The sequence below is a fragment of the Pseudomonas sp. A0308 genome (genome assembly GCF_044218815.1).
GTDB lineage: Bacteria > Pseudomonadota > Gammaproteobacteria > Pseudomonadales > Pseudomonadaceae > Aquipseudomonas > Aquipseudomonas iridis.
This window is the reverse complement of record NZ_CP162581.1, coordinates 1,086,857-1,101,467: the sequence shown is the minus strand read 5'-3', so window position 1 is coordinate 1,101,467 and position 14,611 is coordinate 1,086,857. Positions and strand designations below refer to the sequence as shown.

General features: G+C 57.6%; 32 protein-coding genes. 18 read left to right on the top strand and 14 right to left on the bottom strand.

Annotated elements, in window-relative coordinates:
• Positions 1-42: 42 nt before the first annotated feature.
• The 14 genes from AB4P92_RS05245 to AB4P92_RS05180 all read right to left on the bottom strand — a co-directional run bounded on the left by AB4P92_RS05245 (position 43) and on the right by AB4P92_RS05180 (position 6,212).
• Entirely contained in the window at positions 43-213 is a 171-nt protein-coding gene (locus AB4P92_RS05245; protein WP_179294971.1) for a hypothetical protein, read from the bottom strand.
• Positions 210-425: a hypothetical protein gene (locus AB4P92_RS05240; RefSeq protein ID WP_395598578.1), complete on the bottom strand. Its 216-nt coding sequence runs from the start codon at positions 423-425 to the stop codon at positions 210-212. The genes AB4P92_RS05245 and AB4P92_RS05240 overlap by 4 nt, the downstream gene beginning before the upstream one ends.
• On the bottom strand, positions 422-850 hold the full coding sequence (locus tag AB4P92_RS05235) for a hypothetical protein (RefSeq protein WP_395599046.1): 429 nt from the start codon (positions 848-850) through the stop codon (positions 422-424). The genes AB4P92_RS05240 and AB4P92_RS05235 overlap by 4 nt, the downstream gene beginning before the upstream one ends.
• Positions 847-1,125 carry a hypothetical protein gene (locus AB4P92_RS05230; RefSeq protein ID WP_115148366.1) on the bottom strand — a complete coding sequence of 93 codons (279 nt, stop codon included), beginning with the start codon at positions 1,123-1,125 and terminating at the stop codon, positions 847-849. The genes AB4P92_RS05235 and AB4P92_RS05230 overlap by 4 nt, the downstream gene beginning before the upstream one ends.
• 21 nt (positions 1,126-1,146) lie before the next feature.
• Positions 1,147-1,398, bottom strand: coding sequence for a hypothetical protein (locus AB4P92_RS05225; protein WP_115148365.1), 252 nt, complete (start codon positions 1,396-1,398; stop codon positions 1,147-1,149).
• An 832-nt stretch (positions 1,399-2,230) separates the two neighbouring features.
• Positions 2,231-2,428, bottom strand: coding sequence for a hypothetical protein (locus tag AB4P92_RS05220; RefSeq protein WP_125926727.1), 198 nt, complete (start codon positions 2,426-2,428; stop codon positions 2,231-2,233).
• Positions 2,429-2,869: 441 nt separating this feature from the next.
• The gene (locus tag AB4P92_RS05215) at positions 2,870-3,118 is read right to left on the bottom strand and encodes a DUF1654 domain-containing protein (RefSeq protein ID WP_221729685.1); all 249 of its coding nucleotides are present in this window, start codon (positions 3,116-3,118) and stop codon (positions 2,870-2,872) included.
• A gap of 131 nt (positions 3,119-3,249) precedes the next feature.
• On the bottom strand, positions 3,250-4,020 hold the full coding sequence (locus AB4P92_RS05210; protein WP_395599045.1) for a DUF1828 domain-containing protein: 771 nt from the start codon (positions 4,018-4,020) through the stop codon (positions 3,250-3,252).
• A complete protein-coding gene (locus tag AB4P92_RS05205) occupies positions 4,017-4,517 on the bottom strand; it encodes a hypothetical protein (RefSeq protein ID WP_395599044.1) in 501 nt (166 codons plus the stop codon). The genes AB4P92_RS05210 and AB4P92_RS05205 overlap by 4 nt, the downstream gene beginning before the upstream one ends.
• 46 nt (positions 4,518-4,563) lie before the next feature.
• A complete protein-coding gene (locus AB4P92_RS05200; RefSeq protein ID WP_395599043.1) occupies positions 4,564-4,791 on the bottom strand; it encodes a hypothetical protein in 228 nt (75 codons plus the stop codon).
• Entirely contained in the window at positions 4,782-4,988 is a 207-nt protein-coding gene (locus tag AB4P92_RS05195; protein ID WP_395599042.1) for a hypothetical protein, read from the bottom strand. Before AB4P92_RS05195 ends, AB4P92_RS05200 begins: the two co-directional genes overlap by 10 nt.
• Before the next feature lie 33 nt (positions 4,989-5,021).
• Complete coding sequence (locus AB4P92_RS05190; protein WP_395599041.1) at positions 5,022-5,222, bottom strand: hypothetical protein; 201 nt, start codon at positions 5,220-5,222, stop codon at positions 5,022-5,024.
• 49 nt (positions 5,223-5,271) lie between these two features.
• Positions 5,272-5,499, bottom strand: a complete 228-nt coding sequence (locus AB4P92_RS05185; protein WP_395599040.1) for a hypothetical protein — start codon at positions 5,497-5,499, stop codon at positions 5,272-5,274.
• Between the two features lie 41 nt (positions 5,500-5,540).
• On the bottom strand, positions 5,541-6,212 hold the full coding sequence (locus AB4P92_RS05180) for a LexA family transcriptional regulator (protein WP_221729854.1): 672 nt from the start codon (positions 6,210-6,212) through the stop codon (positions 5,541-5,543).
• Between the two features lie 87 nt (positions 6,213-6,299).
• Between AB4P92_RS05180 and AB4P92_RS05175 the strand changes: the two genes are divergently transcribed.
• From AB4P92_RS05175 to AB4P92_RS05090, 18 genes are all read left to right on the top strand, one after another.
• Entirely contained in the window at positions 6,300-6,509 is a 210-nt protein-coding gene (locus tag AB4P92_RS05175; protein WP_395599039.1) for a transcriptional regulator, read from the top strand.
• Positions 6,510-6,539: 30 nt separating this feature from the next.
• Positions 6,540-6,740, top strand: coding sequence for a hypothetical protein (locus tag AB4P92_RS05170; RefSeq protein WP_039012569.1), 201 nt, complete (start codon positions 6,540-6,542; stop codon positions 6,738-6,740).
• A 19-nt stretch (positions 6,741-6,759) separates the two neighbouring features.
• Complete coding sequence (locus AB4P92_RS05165; protein ID WP_395599038.1) at positions 6,760-6,972, top strand: hypothetical protein; 213 nt, start codon at positions 6,760-6,762, stop codon at positions 6,970-6,972.
• Between the two features lie 82 nt (positions 6,973-7,054).
• Entirely contained in the window at positions 7,055-7,858 is an 804-nt protein-coding gene (locus tag AB4P92_RS05160; protein ID WP_395599037.1) for a phage antirepressor protein, read from the top strand.
• The gene (locus tag AB4P92_RS05155) at positions 7,855-8,646 is read left to right on the top strand and encodes a helix-turn-helix domain-containing protein (protein WP_395599036.1); all 792 of its coding nucleotides are present in this window, start codon (positions 7,855-7,857) and stop codon (positions 8,644-8,646) included. Before AB4P92_RS05160 ends, AB4P92_RS05155 begins: the two co-directional genes overlap by 4 nt.
• Positions 8,636-9,448 (top strand): ATP-binding protein, encoded by an 813-nt coding sequence (locus tag AB4P92_RS05150; protein ID WP_395599035.1) that lies wholly within the window; start codon positions 8,636-8,638, stop codon positions 9,446-9,448. Before AB4P92_RS05155 ends, AB4P92_RS05150 begins: the two co-directional genes overlap by 11 nt.
• Positions 9,448-9,636, top strand: a complete 189-nt coding sequence (locus AB4P92_RS05145; RefSeq protein ID WP_395599034.1) for a DUF1382 family protein — start codon at positions 9,448-9,450, stop codon at positions 9,634-9,636. Before AB4P92_RS05150 ends, AB4P92_RS05145 begins: the two co-directional genes overlap by 1 nt.
• Positions 9,633-9,887 (top strand): hypothetical protein, encoded by a 255-nt coding sequence (locus AB4P92_RS05140; protein ID WP_395599033.1) that lies wholly within the window; start codon positions 9,633-9,635, stop codon positions 9,885-9,887. The genes AB4P92_RS05145 and AB4P92_RS05140 overlap by 4 nt, the downstream gene beginning before the upstream one ends.
• Entirely contained in the window at positions 9,884-10,330 is a 447-nt protein-coding gene (locus AB4P92_RS05135; protein ID WP_395599032.1) for a hypothetical protein, read from the top strand. Before AB4P92_RS05140 ends, AB4P92_RS05135 begins: the two co-directional genes overlap by 4 nt.
• Positions 10,327-10,869, top strand: coding sequence for a hypothetical protein (locus AB4P92_RS05130; protein WP_395599031.1), 543 nt, complete (start codon positions 10,327-10,329; stop codon positions 10,867-10,869). Before AB4P92_RS05135 ends, AB4P92_RS05130 begins: the two co-directional genes overlap by 4 nt.
• The gene (locus AB4P92_RS05125; protein ID WP_395598587.1) at positions 10,866-11,270 is read left to right on the top strand and encodes a recombination protein NinB; all 405 of its coding nucleotides are present in this window, start codon (positions 10,866-10,868) and stop codon (positions 11,268-11,270) included. The genes AB4P92_RS05130 and AB4P92_RS05125 overlap by 4 nt, the downstream gene beginning before the upstream one ends.
• A complete protein-coding gene (locus AB4P92_RS05120) occupies positions 11,263-11,850 on the top strand; it encodes a hypothetical protein (RefSeq protein ID WP_395598588.1) in 588 nt (195 codons plus the stop codon). The genes AB4P92_RS05125 and AB4P92_RS05120 overlap by 8 nt, the downstream gene beginning before the upstream one ends.
• Positions 11,841-12,455, top strand: a complete 615-nt coding sequence (locus AB4P92_RS05115; RefSeq protein ID WP_395598589.1) for a recombination protein NinG — start codon at positions 11,841-11,843, stop codon at positions 12,453-12,455. Before AB4P92_RS05120 ends, AB4P92_RS05115 begins: the two co-directional genes overlap by 10 nt.
• Positions 12,452-13,129, top strand: a complete 678-nt coding sequence (locus AB4P92_RS05110; protein ID WP_395598590.1) for a hypothetical protein — start codon at positions 12,452-12,454, stop codon at positions 13,127-13,129. The genes AB4P92_RS05115 and AB4P92_RS05110 overlap by 4 nt, the downstream gene beginning before the upstream one ends.
• A 134-nt stretch (positions 13,130-13,263) precedes the next feature.
• A complete protein-coding gene (locus AB4P92_RS05105) occupies positions 13,264-13,428 on the top strand; it encodes a hypothetical protein (RefSeq protein WP_395598591.1) in 165 nt (54 codons plus the stop codon).
• 325 nt (positions 13,429-13,753) lie between these two features.
• Positions 13,754-14,077 (top strand): phage holin, lambda family, encoded by a 324-nt coding sequence (locus tag AB4P92_RS05100; protein ID WP_122597479.1) that lies wholly within the window; start codon positions 13,754-13,756, stop codon positions 14,075-14,077.
• A complete protein-coding gene (locus AB4P92_RS05095; RefSeq protein WP_395598592.1) occupies positions 14,074-14,460 on the top strand; it encodes a hypothetical protein in 387 nt (128 codons plus the stop codon). Before AB4P92_RS05100 ends, AB4P92_RS05095 begins: the two co-directional genes overlap by 4 nt.
• 4 nt (positions 14,461-14,464) lie before the next feature.
• Positions 14,465-14,602 (top strand): hypothetical protein, encoded by a 138-nt coding sequence (locus AB4P92_RS05090; RefSeq protein ID WP_016773998.1) that lies wholly within the window; start codon positions 14,465-14,467, stop codon positions 14,600-14,602.
• Positions 14,603-14,611: the final 9 nt, after the last annotated feature.

Genomic DNA, 14,611 nt, shown 5'->3' with positions numbered 1-14,611 from the left:
CACCGGCTACCAGAACCGCAACGAGAATCCAGTAGACGAGATTCATGGTCGAGCCCTCACGGCGATGCGGCCTTGTTTGATGGCAGCTACCAGCGGAGGAGGGAGCGCCGAAACAGGAAGTTCGCGGGGGATGCCCGCACCGATAACCGCGAGGCTGCGTTCAATCTCCTCCAGTTGCTCATCAAGAAGCGTTTTAACCGGTGCAGTGGTCATACCGAAACTCCTTTCAGATGCGCGTTGCGCTCGACGAACTTGGCGTCCAGCGCATCCCGATAACGGTTGGCGGTGCGGGTGTCGATGATCTCGGCGAACTCCGCCATTTCGATCATGCCCATGACGAAGGTGCGATCCGGCACCGGAGTGCAGGTCTTCTTCATCTTGGCGATCTCAAAGCCCAGCCGGGCCAGTGCTACCTGATTGCTCATAACTTGTCGTCCTCGACAGCCTCGCGCTCAGCTGCCACTGCTTCGGCGGCGTGCGGACGGAGGAGGTCGGTTGCGATCGTTTCCAACTCCGTGACCGGGCTTTCGGTGCCTAGCAGGCGCTTGGCGTGTGTCAGCGCCTCGGCCGGACTGCCGACCACGACAGCCAGCACCAGGTTGGCGAACGAATCGCGATCATCCAGCCCGTCGATCTGGCGCTGATTCAGGTGTAGTTGCAGGTGTTCGGCATACTGCGCTGAGGTCACTTTCTGCGCCGGGCCAAACCGACGCTTCCATTCCACATCCGAGCCGCACACCAGCTGTTCAGCGGCGCTTTCCAGCCATTCGCGCTGATCGTCCGGTTTGCTCACCGCGGGAGGCAACTGCGCGTCGTACATGGCCTGACAGAGTTTCAGTGCTGCGTTCATGCGACCTCCGGCCAATGGCGCTCAATGCTCTCTTTGGCGTACGGCGACAGGCGCGCATAGCCGTTTACCGATCCGCACCCCGGCATGGTCCCTTCAAGCTCGACGCAGGCACGGATGTCGCAGCGGCGCGAGCAAACCCAGCCGCCGTAATGGCAGCGGTGGACTTCACCTTTCGGCTCGGGGTGATAGGCGAGGCCGCCTTTCCACGATGGCGAGCCGCGCAGCTTCAGCCCGCAACCTCGGCAAACTGCTTGTGTGTCGGTGCAGTTGTGCATGACGACCTCCAGTGTTTGTGGTTAGGCGGCTTTCGGATCGCCGTTAAATGCGTCGATAACCGCCTGCGCCTGATCTTCGCCATCAATGAACAGAATGTTCGAAGGGAGAAAGGTGTCGACGCGACCGTCAGGGAACTCAACGACCGCTACCGTGAAATTTCCAAACCCAGTTTCCGCTTCAACTGTCTCAACGCCCCAGTGATGGAAAAGCGCTTCGCCAGTGCCTTTAAAGCCTGTGTGGGGATTGCCGATTCGCGTCATTACGGGGCGCATAATTGATGCCTCTGTGGTTGATCCAACAAAACTCGCAATGCACTCATCCGCTCCGCTGGTTGCCGTTGGGCGCGGAGGTGAGTGCATTCGGGTGGTGTCGGGGAGGGATGCCGGTTACTTGTCCGGCGCTGATGTCACCAGCAGATCCGTGGGCTATACCCGCTGCGGGGCGCTGACAAGGCGCGCTCTCCGGAACCGATATTCTCTCGTCGGCCCAAGCGCCCGACACTGTAGCGGCCGGGTAGGCTGTTGCTCGGCAACGGCTGGTTAGCGCTTCATGTCGGTATCTCCTATCGCTCGCTCACTGGGCAGGCAGTGGCCACCTATGGAATGGGATGCCGGTCTTTCCCGGCTGTCACGGCGCTTGTGCCAGATCAAGGTAGCTCGCCAATACTGGGTTGGCGCTGACCCTGCGCAATGCGGGTTGAGCTATTCGCCGAGTGATGCAGAAGGCCGGACGCTACCCCGGCTCTGGAACGTTCACGCTCTGTGTAATGGCCGCAGCGCGTTCGGTATCGCCCGATTGCTCGGCAAGGCTGCAGTACGTCCGAATCCAGGGGCCTGTTTCCACCAATACAAGAAGGTGTGCACTTACCCACCTTGGTTCCAATCCCCAAGGAGCGATCCCCATCGAGTCATGCCGTGTATAGCGTGTCTGCGAGGCTCAGCATCGAACCCATCTTTCCACGCCGCTTCCGCATCGGGGTGTGATCTACGCGAGGTCGTCACCTCTGGCTTTGCCTGCCGCCGCGCTTTGTCGACGGTGCTCAGTGGCTGGTCTGATTACGAGTCAGGTGCCTTGCTCCGCTGTAGATCACACCCCGATGCGCTCTCATAGAGAGGATCGGGCAGCAGCCTTGCAATCAGCCGCCGTCATTCGATGGCCGTCTTCGCACTCAACAACGCGCACGCCACTGGTGAGTCCACGCTCAGCGTTGAGCCTGTTCGCCTCTCGGATGCAGGCGTTCAGGTCGGCATCAGCGAAGACCTGCAGCTCTCCGCGCAGCGTGATGTGGATTACCTTGTTCATCGTCTTGTCCTCAGTTGATTTCCCGTCTGGCCCTGTCGCCAAGGCCAGCCAGTGAAATCTGTTTTTCTCCGCACCCGCTTACCAGGTCATTCACTCAGTTCGGTCAACACCTCGTCCGCCGTCGCAGTGGGCTGCGCGTTGGCAGGCTTTCGGGCCTGTCGGATCGCCGGTCGCCGGTAGAGGCAAGTGCGGTTTTGTTCATCGGTTTACTGACCTCCCACCGATGGAGCCGGGAGTGACCTAACCGGAATGGCCGGGTAGTCGTTCATGGCGCTGGTTGTTAAAGAGCGGCGGGTCTGTTGAGGCCCTTCGCAGTGGCTGTGTGTCGCTGCGATGGGTGAAATATAAGCCTCCTTATCAAGCTAGTCAATAAGCATGCTTATATTTTTTAACGCAGGCACAAAAAAGCCCGCACAGTGGCGGGCATAGGGGATCTTGGAGTCAGTCTTCTTTGGTGACAGTCCACAACAGCTGAATAAGGCCGTCGTCGCGATGGGCGATGGTTACGTTCTCGTTTTCAGCGATCTCGTCCAGGATGCGATCCCAGTCAGCCGGGTCGTCACTCGGCGAGGGTTCGAGCAGGACCGACTTAGCCAGCTGGGCCTTCGGTGTATTGATGGCTGCCTGGATGCGCATGCCCAGTAGCTCGTAGGTGGTTGGTGCTTTCGGTGCTGTCTTTGCTTTCGCCATCAGATTACTGCTCCATAGGTGTATGGATATACAGTATTTTATCAGGCCGAATAGGGCAAGCCGAAAAGAGTACAGATGTGCTCTTTGAGATTGCGGGCAATAAAAAGCCCGGCGCTGGGCCGGGCCGGGCGTTATTGCGTCATGCGGTGCTGTACTTTTTCTCGAAGAGCGTCGATGTCGGTGATATTTGGCACGATATCGTTCGCCGCAGCCATCAGCCTTGAGCGGTCCTTTTTTGGGAGCTCCTCAATATCACTGCACACGATTATGGAGTCGAATTTATTGCCGACCTGCTTCAAATGGAGCAGCGTGATCGTCGTCAGGCGAGCCTTGTCCTTGCCATTTACTCCAAAAAGGTAAATGGGGCGTCCTTGGGTTCGAATCTGATAGTCAATGGCATAGTCTTCCCCGCCAGATACATCTGGTTCGTAAGCCTCAACCAGTGCGCCTGGAGGCACGATGGAGGTAATAGCCTGCTTGAGGTCATGATAGAACGTCGATTCGATGCGATTGCGCGACCAGAGCGCGATATCCTCAATGCGACTGAGGCCCTGGGAAAGCTGGAATAAACCCCTTACCAAGCCGTCTGCCGCAACCTCTAGAAATATTTCCCCGTCATCCTCCTGAAGCGCGCTCTCAGAAAGAATCGTCTCGAAAAGCTTAAGCCTGGGGCCGGTTAAAAGCTTGGATAGGTCATTTTCGTAGCTGAGCCTCATCATCGTGTTGGCGGCGTCGGATATCCGCCAGCCAGCAGTTGTTCTGCTCAGATATGTAGTGAAGGAGTCGCCATCCCGAGCGCTCATTGGCAAGGAAACGGTCAAAATATCCCCGCGAGCAGCCACTGCAACATCGTCACAGAATGCAGCACATAAGGTTTCTTTGATCGAGGCCAAATCGTTCATAGCGCGAGACTCAGTTGGGCGTCCGGGTCGTCACTACCGTCATATGGGTCATGGTAGTCGAGTCCGGATATGTTGCAATCGTTGAGCATACACCTGATAGCGCCACTGAGATCGTAATACCGATCAGTTGTCTCGGCGAATTTTTCGGCCTTATCACCAAGTTCCATATAGCGCTGAGTCGCTCTATGAATGTGGCACTTGTGCACAATTAACCCGCCACCCTCCAGAGGGTTCGCATGGACGTGATTGCTACCGTTGTAGCGTATTAAAGTGACCTTTTCTCCGCTCGGCGGATGATAGATAAGGCCGCAAGAATAAGCATTGCCGTCCATTAGGTTCTGTCTTGTGTACATCTCAAATGACCGCGCGCCATCGACGGCGTCCACTTGATAGTTGAAGCGCTCAGATTTTTTCTGAATCTTGCTTCTTGCGTTTGGCGTGATGACCACCTTGGGCTCAACCAAAAGCTGCTGAATCAAATCATCGCTAAGTGTCAAATTGGAATCCCTCCCGTATACGCTTTATAAATCCCCATCGCCCCACCTACTCAGCCTTCCCCCGAACGATCCTTCCCGCCTTCACCTCGCCCGCATACGCCTTGAGCCGGCCCACGTCATCACTGAGCCTGCCAATCCAGCTCGTCACCTCCAGCGATTCATCATCACTGAGCTGGCATGCTAGGCGCCGAAGGTCGACGCAGATATCCTCAAGGCTCATGGCAATCCCATTTAGGTTGCGCTTTAGGTTTTTCTCCGGCTTGGTTAGCGGCATGTCGAGAGTTCCAAGCTAAACGCGCTTCGCAAGCCGGCAATGGCCTCGAGCAATCGCTTGCGCTGCGCCATAATTTGGTCAGCTATATCTGACTGTCCCGCAGCCCTGAGAATTGATGCTTGCTCAAGCATCTTCTCCGCCTGGATCGCCAAATTCTCGACCACGACTTCGGCCTGGAATTTCACCGAGTGACCCATTGCAACCTCCTGTCAATTGTCGCTACGCAGTTCCTAGCGCGCCAAAATCTGATTTCTCCGCCTCAGATACTCATCAGGCGGCAGTTCCTGCTTCTTAAGGAGCAAAAGCTGAGCTTCTTGGTACTCCTGCTCCGTCATCGGCATGTTGCCCTGCGGGAGCAGAGGGGGTTCTGGCTTGTGAGCGCTGCAGCCAGCAAGCACGGCCAGCGCAAAAAATATCATCGTGTTCGTCATACCTATCCTTGGAACCATGGAGCTCCGTTTTTACAAGTTTCTGTCATACCTACTCGGGCTTGGCTCGCGTTATTTGCCCTACCTTCACCTCATCCGCCAGCGCCGCCACCCGATCCGCATGCTCATACATCTTCGCAATCAGCTTCAGAGCCGCTATCGCATCCACGTCCCGACAGTCCTTGGTGATGTTGAGCACTTCACTTGCGGCCTGCTCAAGGTCAAGCCCTAGATCCTTGAGTTCGCGGCTTAGCTGTTGGTTGGGTTTGGTGAGGGGCATGGTTGACTCCTGCAGATATCGGTCGCGCCGGAAATCCAGACCTACATCATGAAAACTGACTTCGGCATCTTGCCATCGACAACGGTGCCAACGATCTCCCATGTGTCGTCCACTGGCTTTGTTGGGTAGGAGGGGTTCAGCGGCTTCAGATATAGCTCTCCAGCGTCACGGACGAGCTGCTTAAACGTCGCTTCATTTGAATCGATCATGCGAGCCACAACGAATTGACCTTGGCGCGCCTCTATGTCGGGAGCCACCAGGATCAAGAAGCCTTCCGGGAAGGAATTGCCGGAATTCGAGGTCATCGAATTGCCCGACACTCGGAGCCAGAACGCATCCTCGCCAGCCCAAACGTCTGAGGAATGCTGAGGGCATAGAGATACGTTGACCATTTCAACCGCCTCCCTGGCGCTTCCTGCTTGAACCCAGCTTATCTCGGGATACATGAACGACCGGGTAGGCTGAAGAGCCATCTCGACGTTGGCGTCAAAGCCGGATGTTTCCTCGGTCATGCCGCCAGTACCACTGGCGAGCCATTCCACACTAACCCCGCAAGCCTTGGCTATGGGGACCAAATGCGCTGACTTCAGCGTCTTCCCACTCTCCATTTGAGAGATGGCTGGCTGCTCAACGCCCGCTATTTCAGCCAGCTTTTTCTGGGTGATTTTCGCGTGCGCACGGGCAAGTTTCATTCTTTCGGCAAGTGTCGTCATGACCAGCAATTTATAAGTTCCCTTATCGGCTTGCAAATAAGCGTCCTTATGCTTAGGATATAAGCACGCTTATCAGGAGTTCTAGCTATGACCCCCATTGAAAAGCTCGTCGAGTTCTTTGGCGGGCAAGCAAAAACGGCCGCAGCACTCGGTGTATCCCAGGCCGCCGTCTCTTACTGGTTCAACGGCACCCACGTTATGGGCGCTAACAAAGCATTCCTGGCTGAAGAGCTCACCAGCGGAGCAATCACTGCTCGCCAGCTTTGCGCCTCGCAGCCTCGCAAATCCGCAGCCTAAAACCAATTCATCAGCCAGGAGCATCGAAGCATGTACATGGACCCCAATCAAAAGCGCGCCATTCCGGTGAAGGTTCGATTCGAACCGGTGCTTGATCGGATTCTGCGCAAAGCCGCCACAAAAACCCGCATGCAGCACGCGACCTACCTCTACGAAATCATCGAGTGGGCCGTCGCCAACGGCGTGATCGAAGAACTCATGCAGGACAAACAAGAAGATATCGCGGGCTGAAGCCCCTTTGGAGGGCCAAATGACCGTAGAGCTTGAAAGGCTGCCTCCGCAGACGCGGAAGAGGGTGGAGGAATTGATGCGCGCCAACGGCTGGAGCTTCAACCAGGCCATGAACGAAATGTTCGAGGCTGCGGTTGCCAGCGGCGCGCTATCGGTAGTGGGACGAAGGAAAGCACAGGTGCTTCATCTGGTGACCCCAATGAGGGCCTCCAGCAGGGACTCTTCAGGGTAACCGAGAGGGCCTCTGTCAAATCCGAGACGAAAAAAAGCCAGGTTCGTGGCCTGGCTCTCTTAAAACGCTTGTGGAGCAAATCATGCACCAATCAATCCAAACGATCAATACCCCGGCCAGTGTCGCGACACAATTTGGCAACGGTGAAAACGTGTCGCGTGAAAAAATGAGCAGCTTCGACTTGCTCGACCTGGTAAACGCGGCGCGCAAGGAATTCGGCGAAAGCGAAGTTCGCCGCAATGATTTCACCGCGCGGTGCCGCGACGAGCTGGACGGCGAATACTACGAAACTTTCGTAGTAAGGAATCAGCGTGGACCAGCCTCTGAGGCGTTGATGCTGACCAAGGATCAGTGCCTTCTGATCTCGATGCGGGAATCGAAAGCAGTTCGCCGCTCGGTCGTCGCCAAGATCAATGCTCTGTCTCAACCGCGCGAGCTGTCCCGCATGGATCTCATTCAGATCGCGTTCGAGGCCGAGCAGCAACGTCTCCAGCTTTCGATCCAGGTCGAAGCCCAAGCCACCAAAATCCATTCCATGGAGAACCTGTTCAAGGAAGGGATGACGCACACCCAATTCTGCAAGGGCCTCAATGGGGTCAACGTCATGCAGGTGGGCAAGTTCCTCGAAGGTCGCAACTGGCTCTACAACGAGAGCAAATCCGGTCTGCGCTTCCGTGTGGCGTCCTACGCCCGCGACAAGTACATGACCGAGCACCAGCACGAAGTCACCCCGCACGGTAAAGACGCCTTCATTTCCTACACGTCCGTTCTGCTGAAGAAGGGCGCCGCCAGGCTGTACGACCTGTACCTGGCCGGCGAGCTACCCATGAAGAAGACCTGGGACGGCCTGTTCACCCATGACAAAGCTCTGAGAGGTGCTGCGTGAGCGTTCAATCCATGAGTTGGGCGCTCGAGCAGAACGACATTGTCGACGCTACGGCTCGCCATGTCCTGCTGTGCCTGGCCAATTATGCCGACAAGAACGGGAAGGGCGCCTTTCCTTCTGCCAATAGCTTGAGTGCTGACACCGGCCTCTCGCTCCGTACCGTCCGTTACAAGCTGGACCACCTGCTGGAGATCGGGGCGATTCGCCTCGGCAACCAGATTATTGCAGCGGCCTATATCGACCGTCACGACCGCCGACCTGTCGTCTACGACCTGTGCGTAGAACGGGGTGCATCTCCTGCACCCGGCTCTCGACGGGGTGCAAATGAAGACGCAACGGGGTGCAGCTCACAACACAACGGGGTGCAAATGGCGACCGAACGAGGTGCACCAGCTGCACCCAATCCATCATATAACCATCAATTAACCACCAATGACCCGAAAGGGCCTGTCGCTGGCGCTCCCGTGAAGGCTGGAAAGTTCGATCCAATGACTGCCAAGCCAGCCAACGTATCCGAAAAGGCCTGGGCCGACTGGTGCCAGCACCGCAAGGAAATCCGCAAGCCACTGACCGCCAAGAGCTGTGAGCAGCAAGCCAAGGCGCTGGAGGGGCACGACTCGCCGGATCAAGTGCTGTCAATCTCGATCTCCAATGGATGGACCGGCATATTCCCTGAGAAATCCACCAGCAACGTCCACCAGTTCCCAGCATCCCGTCACACCGGCTTCGCTGACCGCGACTACACCGCCGACCTGATCAAGCGGGAGGATGGCAGCTATGGCTTCTGAAAACGTCGTCGCCATCCAGGCGCCTGCCTACCCGCCAGGGACTCGCATCCAACCAGCCACCTGCGAAACCCACGGGGAGTACGAGCAAAAGGTCTATTCGGTCCTGGGTCGGGATCTTCGCTCTGGTTGCCCGGAATGCAGCCGCATCCGCGCCGAGGAAGAAGAAACCCGCCGTCAGCTCCAGGAATCAACCGCGCTGCGCATCCGCATGGCCGAGAAGCTTGGTTCGGCGCTGATCCCCAAGCGTTTCGCCGGCAAGACCTTCGACCAGTACGTCGCGAAGACCGCCGAACAGCGCAAGGCCCTGAATACCTGCCGCCGGTACGCCGCCGAGTTCGTGGACATCGCCGAGAGCGGTCGGTGCCTGTTGCTGCTGGGCAAGCCCGGTACCGGGAAAACCCATCTGTCCGTGGCGATCGCCAACGAAATCATGGCGACCACCACCGCGACAGCCGTGTACCGCACGGTCGGCTCCGTGCTCCAGGCCATCCGCGCCACCTACGACAACACCAGCGAGAAAAGCGAAAGCCAGATCCTGTCGAGCCTCATCAGCCCATCACTGCTGATCTTGGACGAGATCGGGGTGAGCAAGGAAAAGCCAAGCGACTTCGAGCTGACCACCCTGTTCGCAATCATCAATGGCCGGTACGAGGAGCTGCGCCCCACCGTCATCGTTTCCAACCTGGACGCGAAGGCCCTGGCTAACGCGATCGGTGATCGTTGCGCAGATCGCCTCAGAGAGGGCGGCGTGATCGTGATCCCGTTCGAGTGGGAATCACAGCGCGGAAAGGAGGGGTTTTGATGAAACGAGCATCCCCAGTACAGCTACGCCAAGCCCTTGAGGTAGCCAACACCCTGGTCAAGCACGGGATCAACTTCGTGTGCATGCCGGTGGTGGACGAGGCGGACGCCGTGAACCTTGCCGGCCAGGCCGCTGAACGGCTGGAGCGCATGGCATTGATCGCGGAAGCGCAGGAGAAGCGGGCATGAACGATTTCGTAGAGGTGAAGACTGCCGAGCGCAAGTCGCTGGGTTTCATGTATCTCGCCCGCCGAGCATGTGGAAAGGTCTCCGCCGCGTGCTGGGATGACGCCATGGAAAAGAAGGACACCGCCAAGTGCGTAGCTGAGTACATCAAGCGCGGTGACACCGTTGAGCATGTCGAACGTTTTGAGGGTGATCCACAGCCTGAGTGGATCTGCCGCCCAGGGTGTAACGATTGCGCAGGGAGAAAACCATGAGCCAGAACGAAGAACTGAAACGGGTGGCTGAGGCTGCGCCCGCCGGCCCATGGATTGCGGAAAACGATTCCCTTTACTTCAAGGATGATGGCTACACCCGGCATCTGCTGGATGCTGATGCAGGGCATGACGTGGAAGATGAGGCGTATTACGCCGCACTGAAATTCATCGCTACCGCCAATCCTGCCGTAGTCCTTGAGCTGATCAAAGACCTCGAGTCACACAAGCGGATGCTTCTGGCGGCCGTTTGCGACCTTGGCGCGATTGGCCAAGCGCTCAAGTCCGACATGGACGCGGACGGCGATGAGTTGCTCGGCATGGTCATCGACCTGAAAGCACAGAACACCCGAATGCTGGGGTGGCTCCAGGACATTAGCCGCACATCCGGCGACAAGGGTGCCGTCATGGGCGCACGTCAATTGCTCAAGGAGTTCGCCGAATGAATGACTCTCGCGATTTAAAAGCGATTGCCGAGGCGTGCCAGCAGCATCAGCCGCTTCGCTTCATGCGCAGCCACGGCGCGTTGTACATCCGGAACGACAACGGGATCGTCTTTGACGTGCATCAGAACCGGTCATTCCCCGAGTTCATGGCGCAGAACAAGGATTACGCGGATCTGGTGCTCGCCGCGAATCCCGCCGCAGTCCTGGCCCTGATCGCCGAGAACGAGCGGCTCAAGGCCGGTGTTGATTCTGACATGGCAGAAATTGACCGGATTCAGGCCGAGTACGACAAGCAATTCCGAAGGGCTCGGGAATTTCGAATCGAGCGCGACCATCTCAAGGCCGCGAACGCCGGCCTCAAAACCGGCTACGAAGCCTATGAGCAGGTAGTACAGGGGCTCAAGGCTGAGAACGAGGCGCTGCGCAATGCTCTGAAAGCCGCCGAGGTCGCCATGTGGAAGGCTGAGTCGAATATGGACAACGAAGCGGCTGATATACGCGACTTGCTCGCCGCCATGAGCAAAGGGGCGCAGTCATGAGCACCGAGTTCGCAATCCGCGACCAGCGCGACGTCAACCGGCTGATGGGCTTCCTTCACGCATCCGACTTCACCAAGCCGAAGACGGTGGTGATCAAGGACGAGAAGCGCCCTGAAGTCTGCAATCGGAAGATGTGGGCGATGCTCAAAGACGTGTCCAGCCAGGTCGAGTGGTACGGCAAAAAGCTCTCCGATGAGGACTGGAAGCACGTCTTCAGTTCCGCGCTCCAGAAGCAAGACGTCGTGCCAGGGATTGATGGCGGCTACGTCGTGCTGGGCGTTTCGACCCGAAAGCAGTCCCAGAAGTGGTTCAGCGATTTGTTCGAGCTGATGGGGGCGTTCGGCGCCGAGCATGGCGTGCGCTGGACTGAGTCCGACAAATGGGGCGGCCGATATGATTGATAAACGGATTCGTACAATTTGGAAGGACATCAATCGACGGTGTAAGTCCGATGGTGATCGGTCTAAAAAATGGCCGACCTACAAATCATCTACATGCGATTTTGAGGATCTTGCTGATTTTGCGGACTGGGCAAATGTGCAGCCCGGCTTCCACATGCGCGACGGCGACGGAAACAGCTACCAGCTTGATAAGGACATCATCATCGCTGGAAACAAAGCCTATTCGAGAGAAGCCTGCTGTTTTGTGCCTGCGAGAATCAACACCATCCTCACGTCATGTATCGGCGCGCGCGGAGCGTGGCCGGTTGGCGTCAGCTGGAACATCCGGGACAGAAAATTCGCATCCAAAATTCGCATTAACGGAGTTCGTCGCTACCTAGGGTATTTCGATGATCCATTACAGGCTCATGCAGCTTGGCAGGAAGCAAAAGCCCAGGAAATACGCAATGCGGTCGCAAGTTACGAGTCGTCCCTTGGAGTAGATGTGCGGGTTGTCGATGCGCTGCTGAAGCGGGCGGACGGTATCGACAGTGATCGCGCTCAAGGACTGGAAACCATGGAGCAACAACCATGCGCGTAGCCATCAAGGAATCGAAGGCGCCCAAGCCGAAGAAGTGCAAGAACCCAGCGTGCGGGGACTCATTCGTTCCGCAGCGACTCGGGCAGGCGGTATGTGGCTACAAGTGCGGTCTGGCGATAAAGGAGGTCAATCAGGCGAAGGCTGGCAAGGCGTTGGCCCAGGTTGGGCGCCGCGAGATCCAGGTGCGCAAGGAAAAGCTGAAGACCAGGGCTGACCACCTGCGAGAAGCCCAGGCGGCCGTGAACGAGTACGTCCGCCTGCGTGATGCGCACCTTCCGTGCATCAGCTGCGACTCCATGCCGAACGACAACGACCTGATGACGGGCAGCCGCTGGGACGCTGGCCACTACCGATCTGTCGGTGCCTGTCCTGAGCTGCGTTTCGAGCCGCTGAACATCCACCGCCAGTGCGTGAAGTGCAACCGCAACCTATCCGGTAACGCGGTCGAGTACCGCATCCGGTTGGTGCAGCGCATCGGCGCCGAAACCGTGGCATGGCTCGAAGGGCCTCATGAGCCCCGCAAGTACACCGTTGAAGAAATCAAAACCATCAAGGCCGAATACCGGGCCAAGACCCGAGAACTGAAAAAGGGGCAGGCAGCATGAAATTGATCAACGCACGTCAAGCGTGGACAGACGCACAACATGAGTCGAATGCCTCAATCAGTGCAGCAGCGGCTGACCGGGCAAAATCTGCAACCGTCGTCCGGAAGGAGAAGGCCGCGCTGCGAGAGATCATCTTCGCCGCTCAGGGAGAGGACAAGGAAGAGCGCATCATGGCTGTGCGCCAGAAGATCCACATTGCCGAAACACGCCGTTCGCCAATTGGTCGGTCGACACATCGAGCTGCCCACCTGGTGACCATGGGGAAGGTTCAGAAGGCGATCGAGTCATTGCCGTTCCAGGTGCAGCAGTTGGGGCACTACCTCTACCACCCATGCATGACGGTCGTTCACATGCTCAACGCCGAGAAGCTGATCTGGTCGGATACCGACTTCAGTGCGCTCACCGATGCCAAGGCGGCGAAGGTTCATTGCCTGATCACCTGCGCGCTTCAGTCCTACAAGGCCGAGGCGAACGGTGGTGACGCGTGGGGGCCGGCGCGAGTGTCTGACGCCATGATGAAGCTGTACGGGATCGCTATTCAGCCCAAGCACTGGGATCGCGATTGGCTCGACATCTGGAATTTCCTGAGAAAGGCTATCGAGGAAGTGGATTTTCAGGCACAACAGCCAGTGTGGCAGGTTATTCACGCAGAAAAATCAGAGGATGCGGCATAAAGGTGTTGCCATGGTGGGGAATTTGATGTACTTTTCCCACACTGCGCAACTTACCTCCAGCGCACGACCACTTCGAAGCCCGGCCACTGCGCCGGGTTTTTTATTGCCTCGAAATCAACCTTCTGGAGATGCGCATGAAGCTGAAAGCCAAAAGCAATCTGCTGGAGCGCGCCAGAAAGGCTTGGGAGGCGGTCGCACGCCAAGTTGGCGAGAGCGACTTCTCGCGCCATCCGCGCACCGGCGAGTATCTGCACCCCGGTGTCGCCATGGGTTGGCGCATCCGCAAAAAGAATCTGTAGTTTTACCTGTAGCCAGGACAGCCTTCGGGAAGGCCTGGACGTCTATAGCCGGATAGTGCGACGCACGGATCAACGCCGGCAGCCCGTGCACCCTGACCTCAAACTTGCTTTCGGGGTGGCGCGAGACTGGATCAGCGAGATCGATGCAAAGGGGCGTCGACGTTGAGAAAGGCTTTGGCAGACAGCTCGGAAAGACGAGAGCACCTATTCAGGGCCTCTGCATTTGCAGGGACTTTTCGTTTTCGGCTCCCCACACCCATTGCTCCGAGCTGGGAGTGCAGCGGACGCCGGATTTATCAATCTCCCCATGGGGGAGGCAACTCGGATGCCTACCATGCCTGATAAGCCAGACACCTGGGCCAAGATCTGGCTGGCGTTGAGCAATCCGCTCTGGCAGGGCGCAATCATGGCCATCACCGTATCGTTGCTTCGCGTGATGTACGACGCGAAGGAAACCAGTAAGCGTCGGATCCTTTTCGAATCGCTGATCTGTGGATCGCTGAGCCTCGTTGCGTCCAGCGTGATCGAGTGGATGACCTGGCCGCCCAGTCTGTCGGTTGCTGCTGGAGGGACTATTGGGTTCCTCGGCGTGACAGCCATTCGCGAGCTGGTGACCCGTTTCCTCGGTCGCAAGGCGGATGCCGCATGAAGGCCTTCGCTGCTGCAATCATCATTGCCTTGGTCGGCCTGCTCCTCGTTGGGATTCAGCAGTCGCGCGTCATCGCCCTTCGCGGTGAGGTGGCGTTCGAAGCCAGCGAGAAGAAGAAGGCGGTCGACGCCAACCTCGAAAGCCAGGCCACGATCACCACGCTGCGCGCTGAAGCCCAGCGCAATGCCGATTACCAGAAAGACCTGAGCAAGCGGTTACAGGCCAGCCAGGCCAAAGCCAAAAAGGCGGAGAAGAACTTTGAAGAACTCAAGCGCAACAGCAAGCCTGTTCGTGATTGGGCTGCTCAGCCTCTTCCTGACGGCCTGCGCGGGAAAGCCGGCGGTGGTAACAAAGACAGCGGCAGTAAGAGTCGAGCCCCCTGAGCTGGTGCCATGCGAGCGGGTAGCTGATGAAGACCTCGCCGACAACGGCCAGCTCTGGGAGCTGAAGAACCAAGCCATCAACCTGCTCGACACCTGCGCTGACCAGGTGGACGCGCAGATCAAGCGCAGTCAGAGCAAGTAGGTCGCGACA

What these genes read in the sequence shown, in the direction of transcription:
- AB4P92_RS05145 (WP_395599034.1), top strand. Translation starts at nt 9,448, where the DNA reads ATGAAACGAGCATCCCCAGTACAGCTACGCCAAGCCCTTGAGGTAGCC.
- AB4P92_RS05190 (WP_395599041.1), bottom strand. Translation starts at nt 5,222, where the DNA reads ATGACGAACACGATGATATTTTTTGCGCTGGCCGTGCTTGCTGGCTGC.
- AB4P92_RS05140 (WP_395599033.1), top strand. Translation starts at nt 9,633, where the DNA reads ATGAACGATTTCGTAGAGGTGAAGACTGCCGAGCGCAAGTCGCTGGGT.
- AB4P92_RS05105 (WP_395598591.1), top strand. Translation starts at nt 13,264, where the DNA reads ATGAAGCTGAAAGCCAAAAGCAATCTGCTGGAGCGCGCCAGAAAGGCT.
- AB4P92_RS05200 (WP_395599043.1), bottom strand. Translation starts at nt 4,791, where the DNA reads ATGCCGCTAACCAAGCCGGAGAAAAACCTAAAGCGCAACCTAAATGGG.
- AB4P92_RS05165 (WP_395599038.1), top strand. Translation starts at nt 6,760, where the DNA reads ATGACCGTAGAGCTTGAAAGGCTGCCTCCGCAGACGCGGAAGAGGGTG.
- AB4P92_RS05120 (WP_395598588.1), top strand. Translation starts at nt 11,263, where the DNA reads ATGATTGATAAACGGATTCGTACAATTTGGAAGGACATCAATCGACGG.
- AB4P92_RS05220 (WP_125926727.1), bottom strand. Translation starts at nt 2,428, where the DNA reads ATGAACAAGGTAATCCACATCACGCTGCGCGGAGAGCTGCAGGTCTTC.
- AB4P92_RS05210 (WP_395599045.1), bottom strand. Translation starts at nt 4,020, where the DNA reads ATGAACGATTTGGCCTCGATCAAAGAAACCTTATGTGCTGCATTCTGT.
- AB4P92_RS05150 (WP_395599035.1), top strand. Translation starts at nt 8,636, where the DNA reads ATGGCTTCTGAAAACGTCGTCGCCATCCAGGCGCCTGCCTACCCGCCA.
- AB4P92_RS05115 (WP_395598589.1), top strand. Translation starts at nt 11,841, where the DNA reads ATGCGCGTAGCCATCAAGGAATCGAAGGCGCCCAAGCCGAAGAAGTGC.
- AB4P92_RS05180 (WP_221729854.1), bottom strand. Translation starts at nt 6,212, where the DNA reads ATGACGACACTTGCCGAAAGAATGAAACTTGCCCGTGCGCACGCGAAA.
- AB4P92_RS05215 (WP_221729685.1), bottom strand. Translation starts at nt 3,118, where the DNA reads ATGGCGAAAGCAAAGACAGCACCGAAAGCACCAACCACCTACGAGCTA.
- AB4P92_RS05095 (WP_395598592.1), top strand. Translation starts at nt 14,074, where the DNA reads ATGAAGGCCTTCGCTGCTGCAATCATCATTGCCTTGGTCGGCCTGCTC.
- AB4P92_RS05195 (WP_395599042.1), bottom strand. Translation starts at nt 4,988, where the DNA reads ATGGGTCACTCGGTGAAATTCCAGGCCGAAGTCGTGGTCGAGAATTTG.
- AB4P92_RS05110 (WP_395598590.1), top strand. Translation starts at nt 12,452, where the DNA reads ATGAAATTGATCAACGCACGTCAAGCGTGGACAGACGCACAACATGAG.
- AB4P92_RS05160 (WP_395599037.1), top strand. Translation starts at nt 7,055, where the DNA reads ATGCACCAATCAATCCAAACGATCAATACCCCGGCCAGTGTCGCGACA.
- AB4P92_RS05135 (WP_395599032.1), top strand. Translation starts at nt 9,884, where the DNA reads ATGAGCCAGAACGAAGAACTGAAACGGGTGGCTGAGGCTGCGCCCGCC.
- AB4P92_RS05230 (WP_115148366.1), bottom strand. Translation starts at nt 1,125, where the DNA reads ATGCACAACTGCACCGACACACAAGCAGTTTGCCGAGGTTGCGGGCTG.
- AB4P92_RS05245 (WP_179294971.1), bottom strand. Translation starts at nt 213, where the DNA reads ATGACCACTGCACCGGTTAAAACGCTTCTTGATGAGCAACTGGAGGAG.
- AB4P92_RS05125 (WP_395598587.1), top strand. Translation starts at nt 10,866, where the DNA reads ATGAGCACCGAGTTCGCAATCCGCGACCAGCGCGACGTCAACCGGCTG.
- AB4P92_RS05240 (WP_395598578.1), bottom strand. Translation starts at nt 425, where the DNA reads ATGAGCAATCAGGTAGCACTGGCCCGGCTGGGCTTTGAGATCGCCAAG.
- AB4P92_RS05225 (WP_115148365.1), bottom strand. Translation starts at nt 1,398, where the DNA reads ATGCGCCCCGTAATGACGCGAATCGGCAATCCCCACACAGGCTTTAAA.
- AB4P92_RS05175 (WP_395599039.1), top strand. Translation starts at nt 6,300, where the DNA reads ATGACCCCCATTGAAAAGCTCGTCGAGTTCTTTGGCGGGCAAGCAAAA.
- AB4P92_RS05130 (WP_395599031.1), top strand. Translation starts at nt 10,327, where the DNA reads ATGAATGACTCTCGCGATTTAAAAGCGATTGCCGAGGCGTGCCAGCAG.
- AB4P92_RS05100 (WP_122597479.1), top strand. Translation starts at nt 13,754, where the DNA reads ATGCCTACCATGCCTGATAAGCCAGACACCTGGGCCAAGATCTGGCTG.
- AB4P92_RS05170 (WP_039012569.1), top strand. Translation starts at nt 6,540, where the DNA reads ATGTACATGGACCCCAATCAAAAGCGCGCCATTCCGGTGAAGGTTCGA.
- AB4P92_RS05185 (WP_395599040.1), bottom strand. Translation starts at nt 5,499, where the DNA reads ATGCCCCTCACCAAACCCAACCAACAGCTAAGCCGCGAACTCAAGGAT.
- AB4P92_RS05235 (WP_395599046.1), bottom strand. Translation starts at nt 850, where the DNA reads ATGAACGCAGCACTGAAACTCTGTCAGGCCATGTACGACGCGCAGTTG.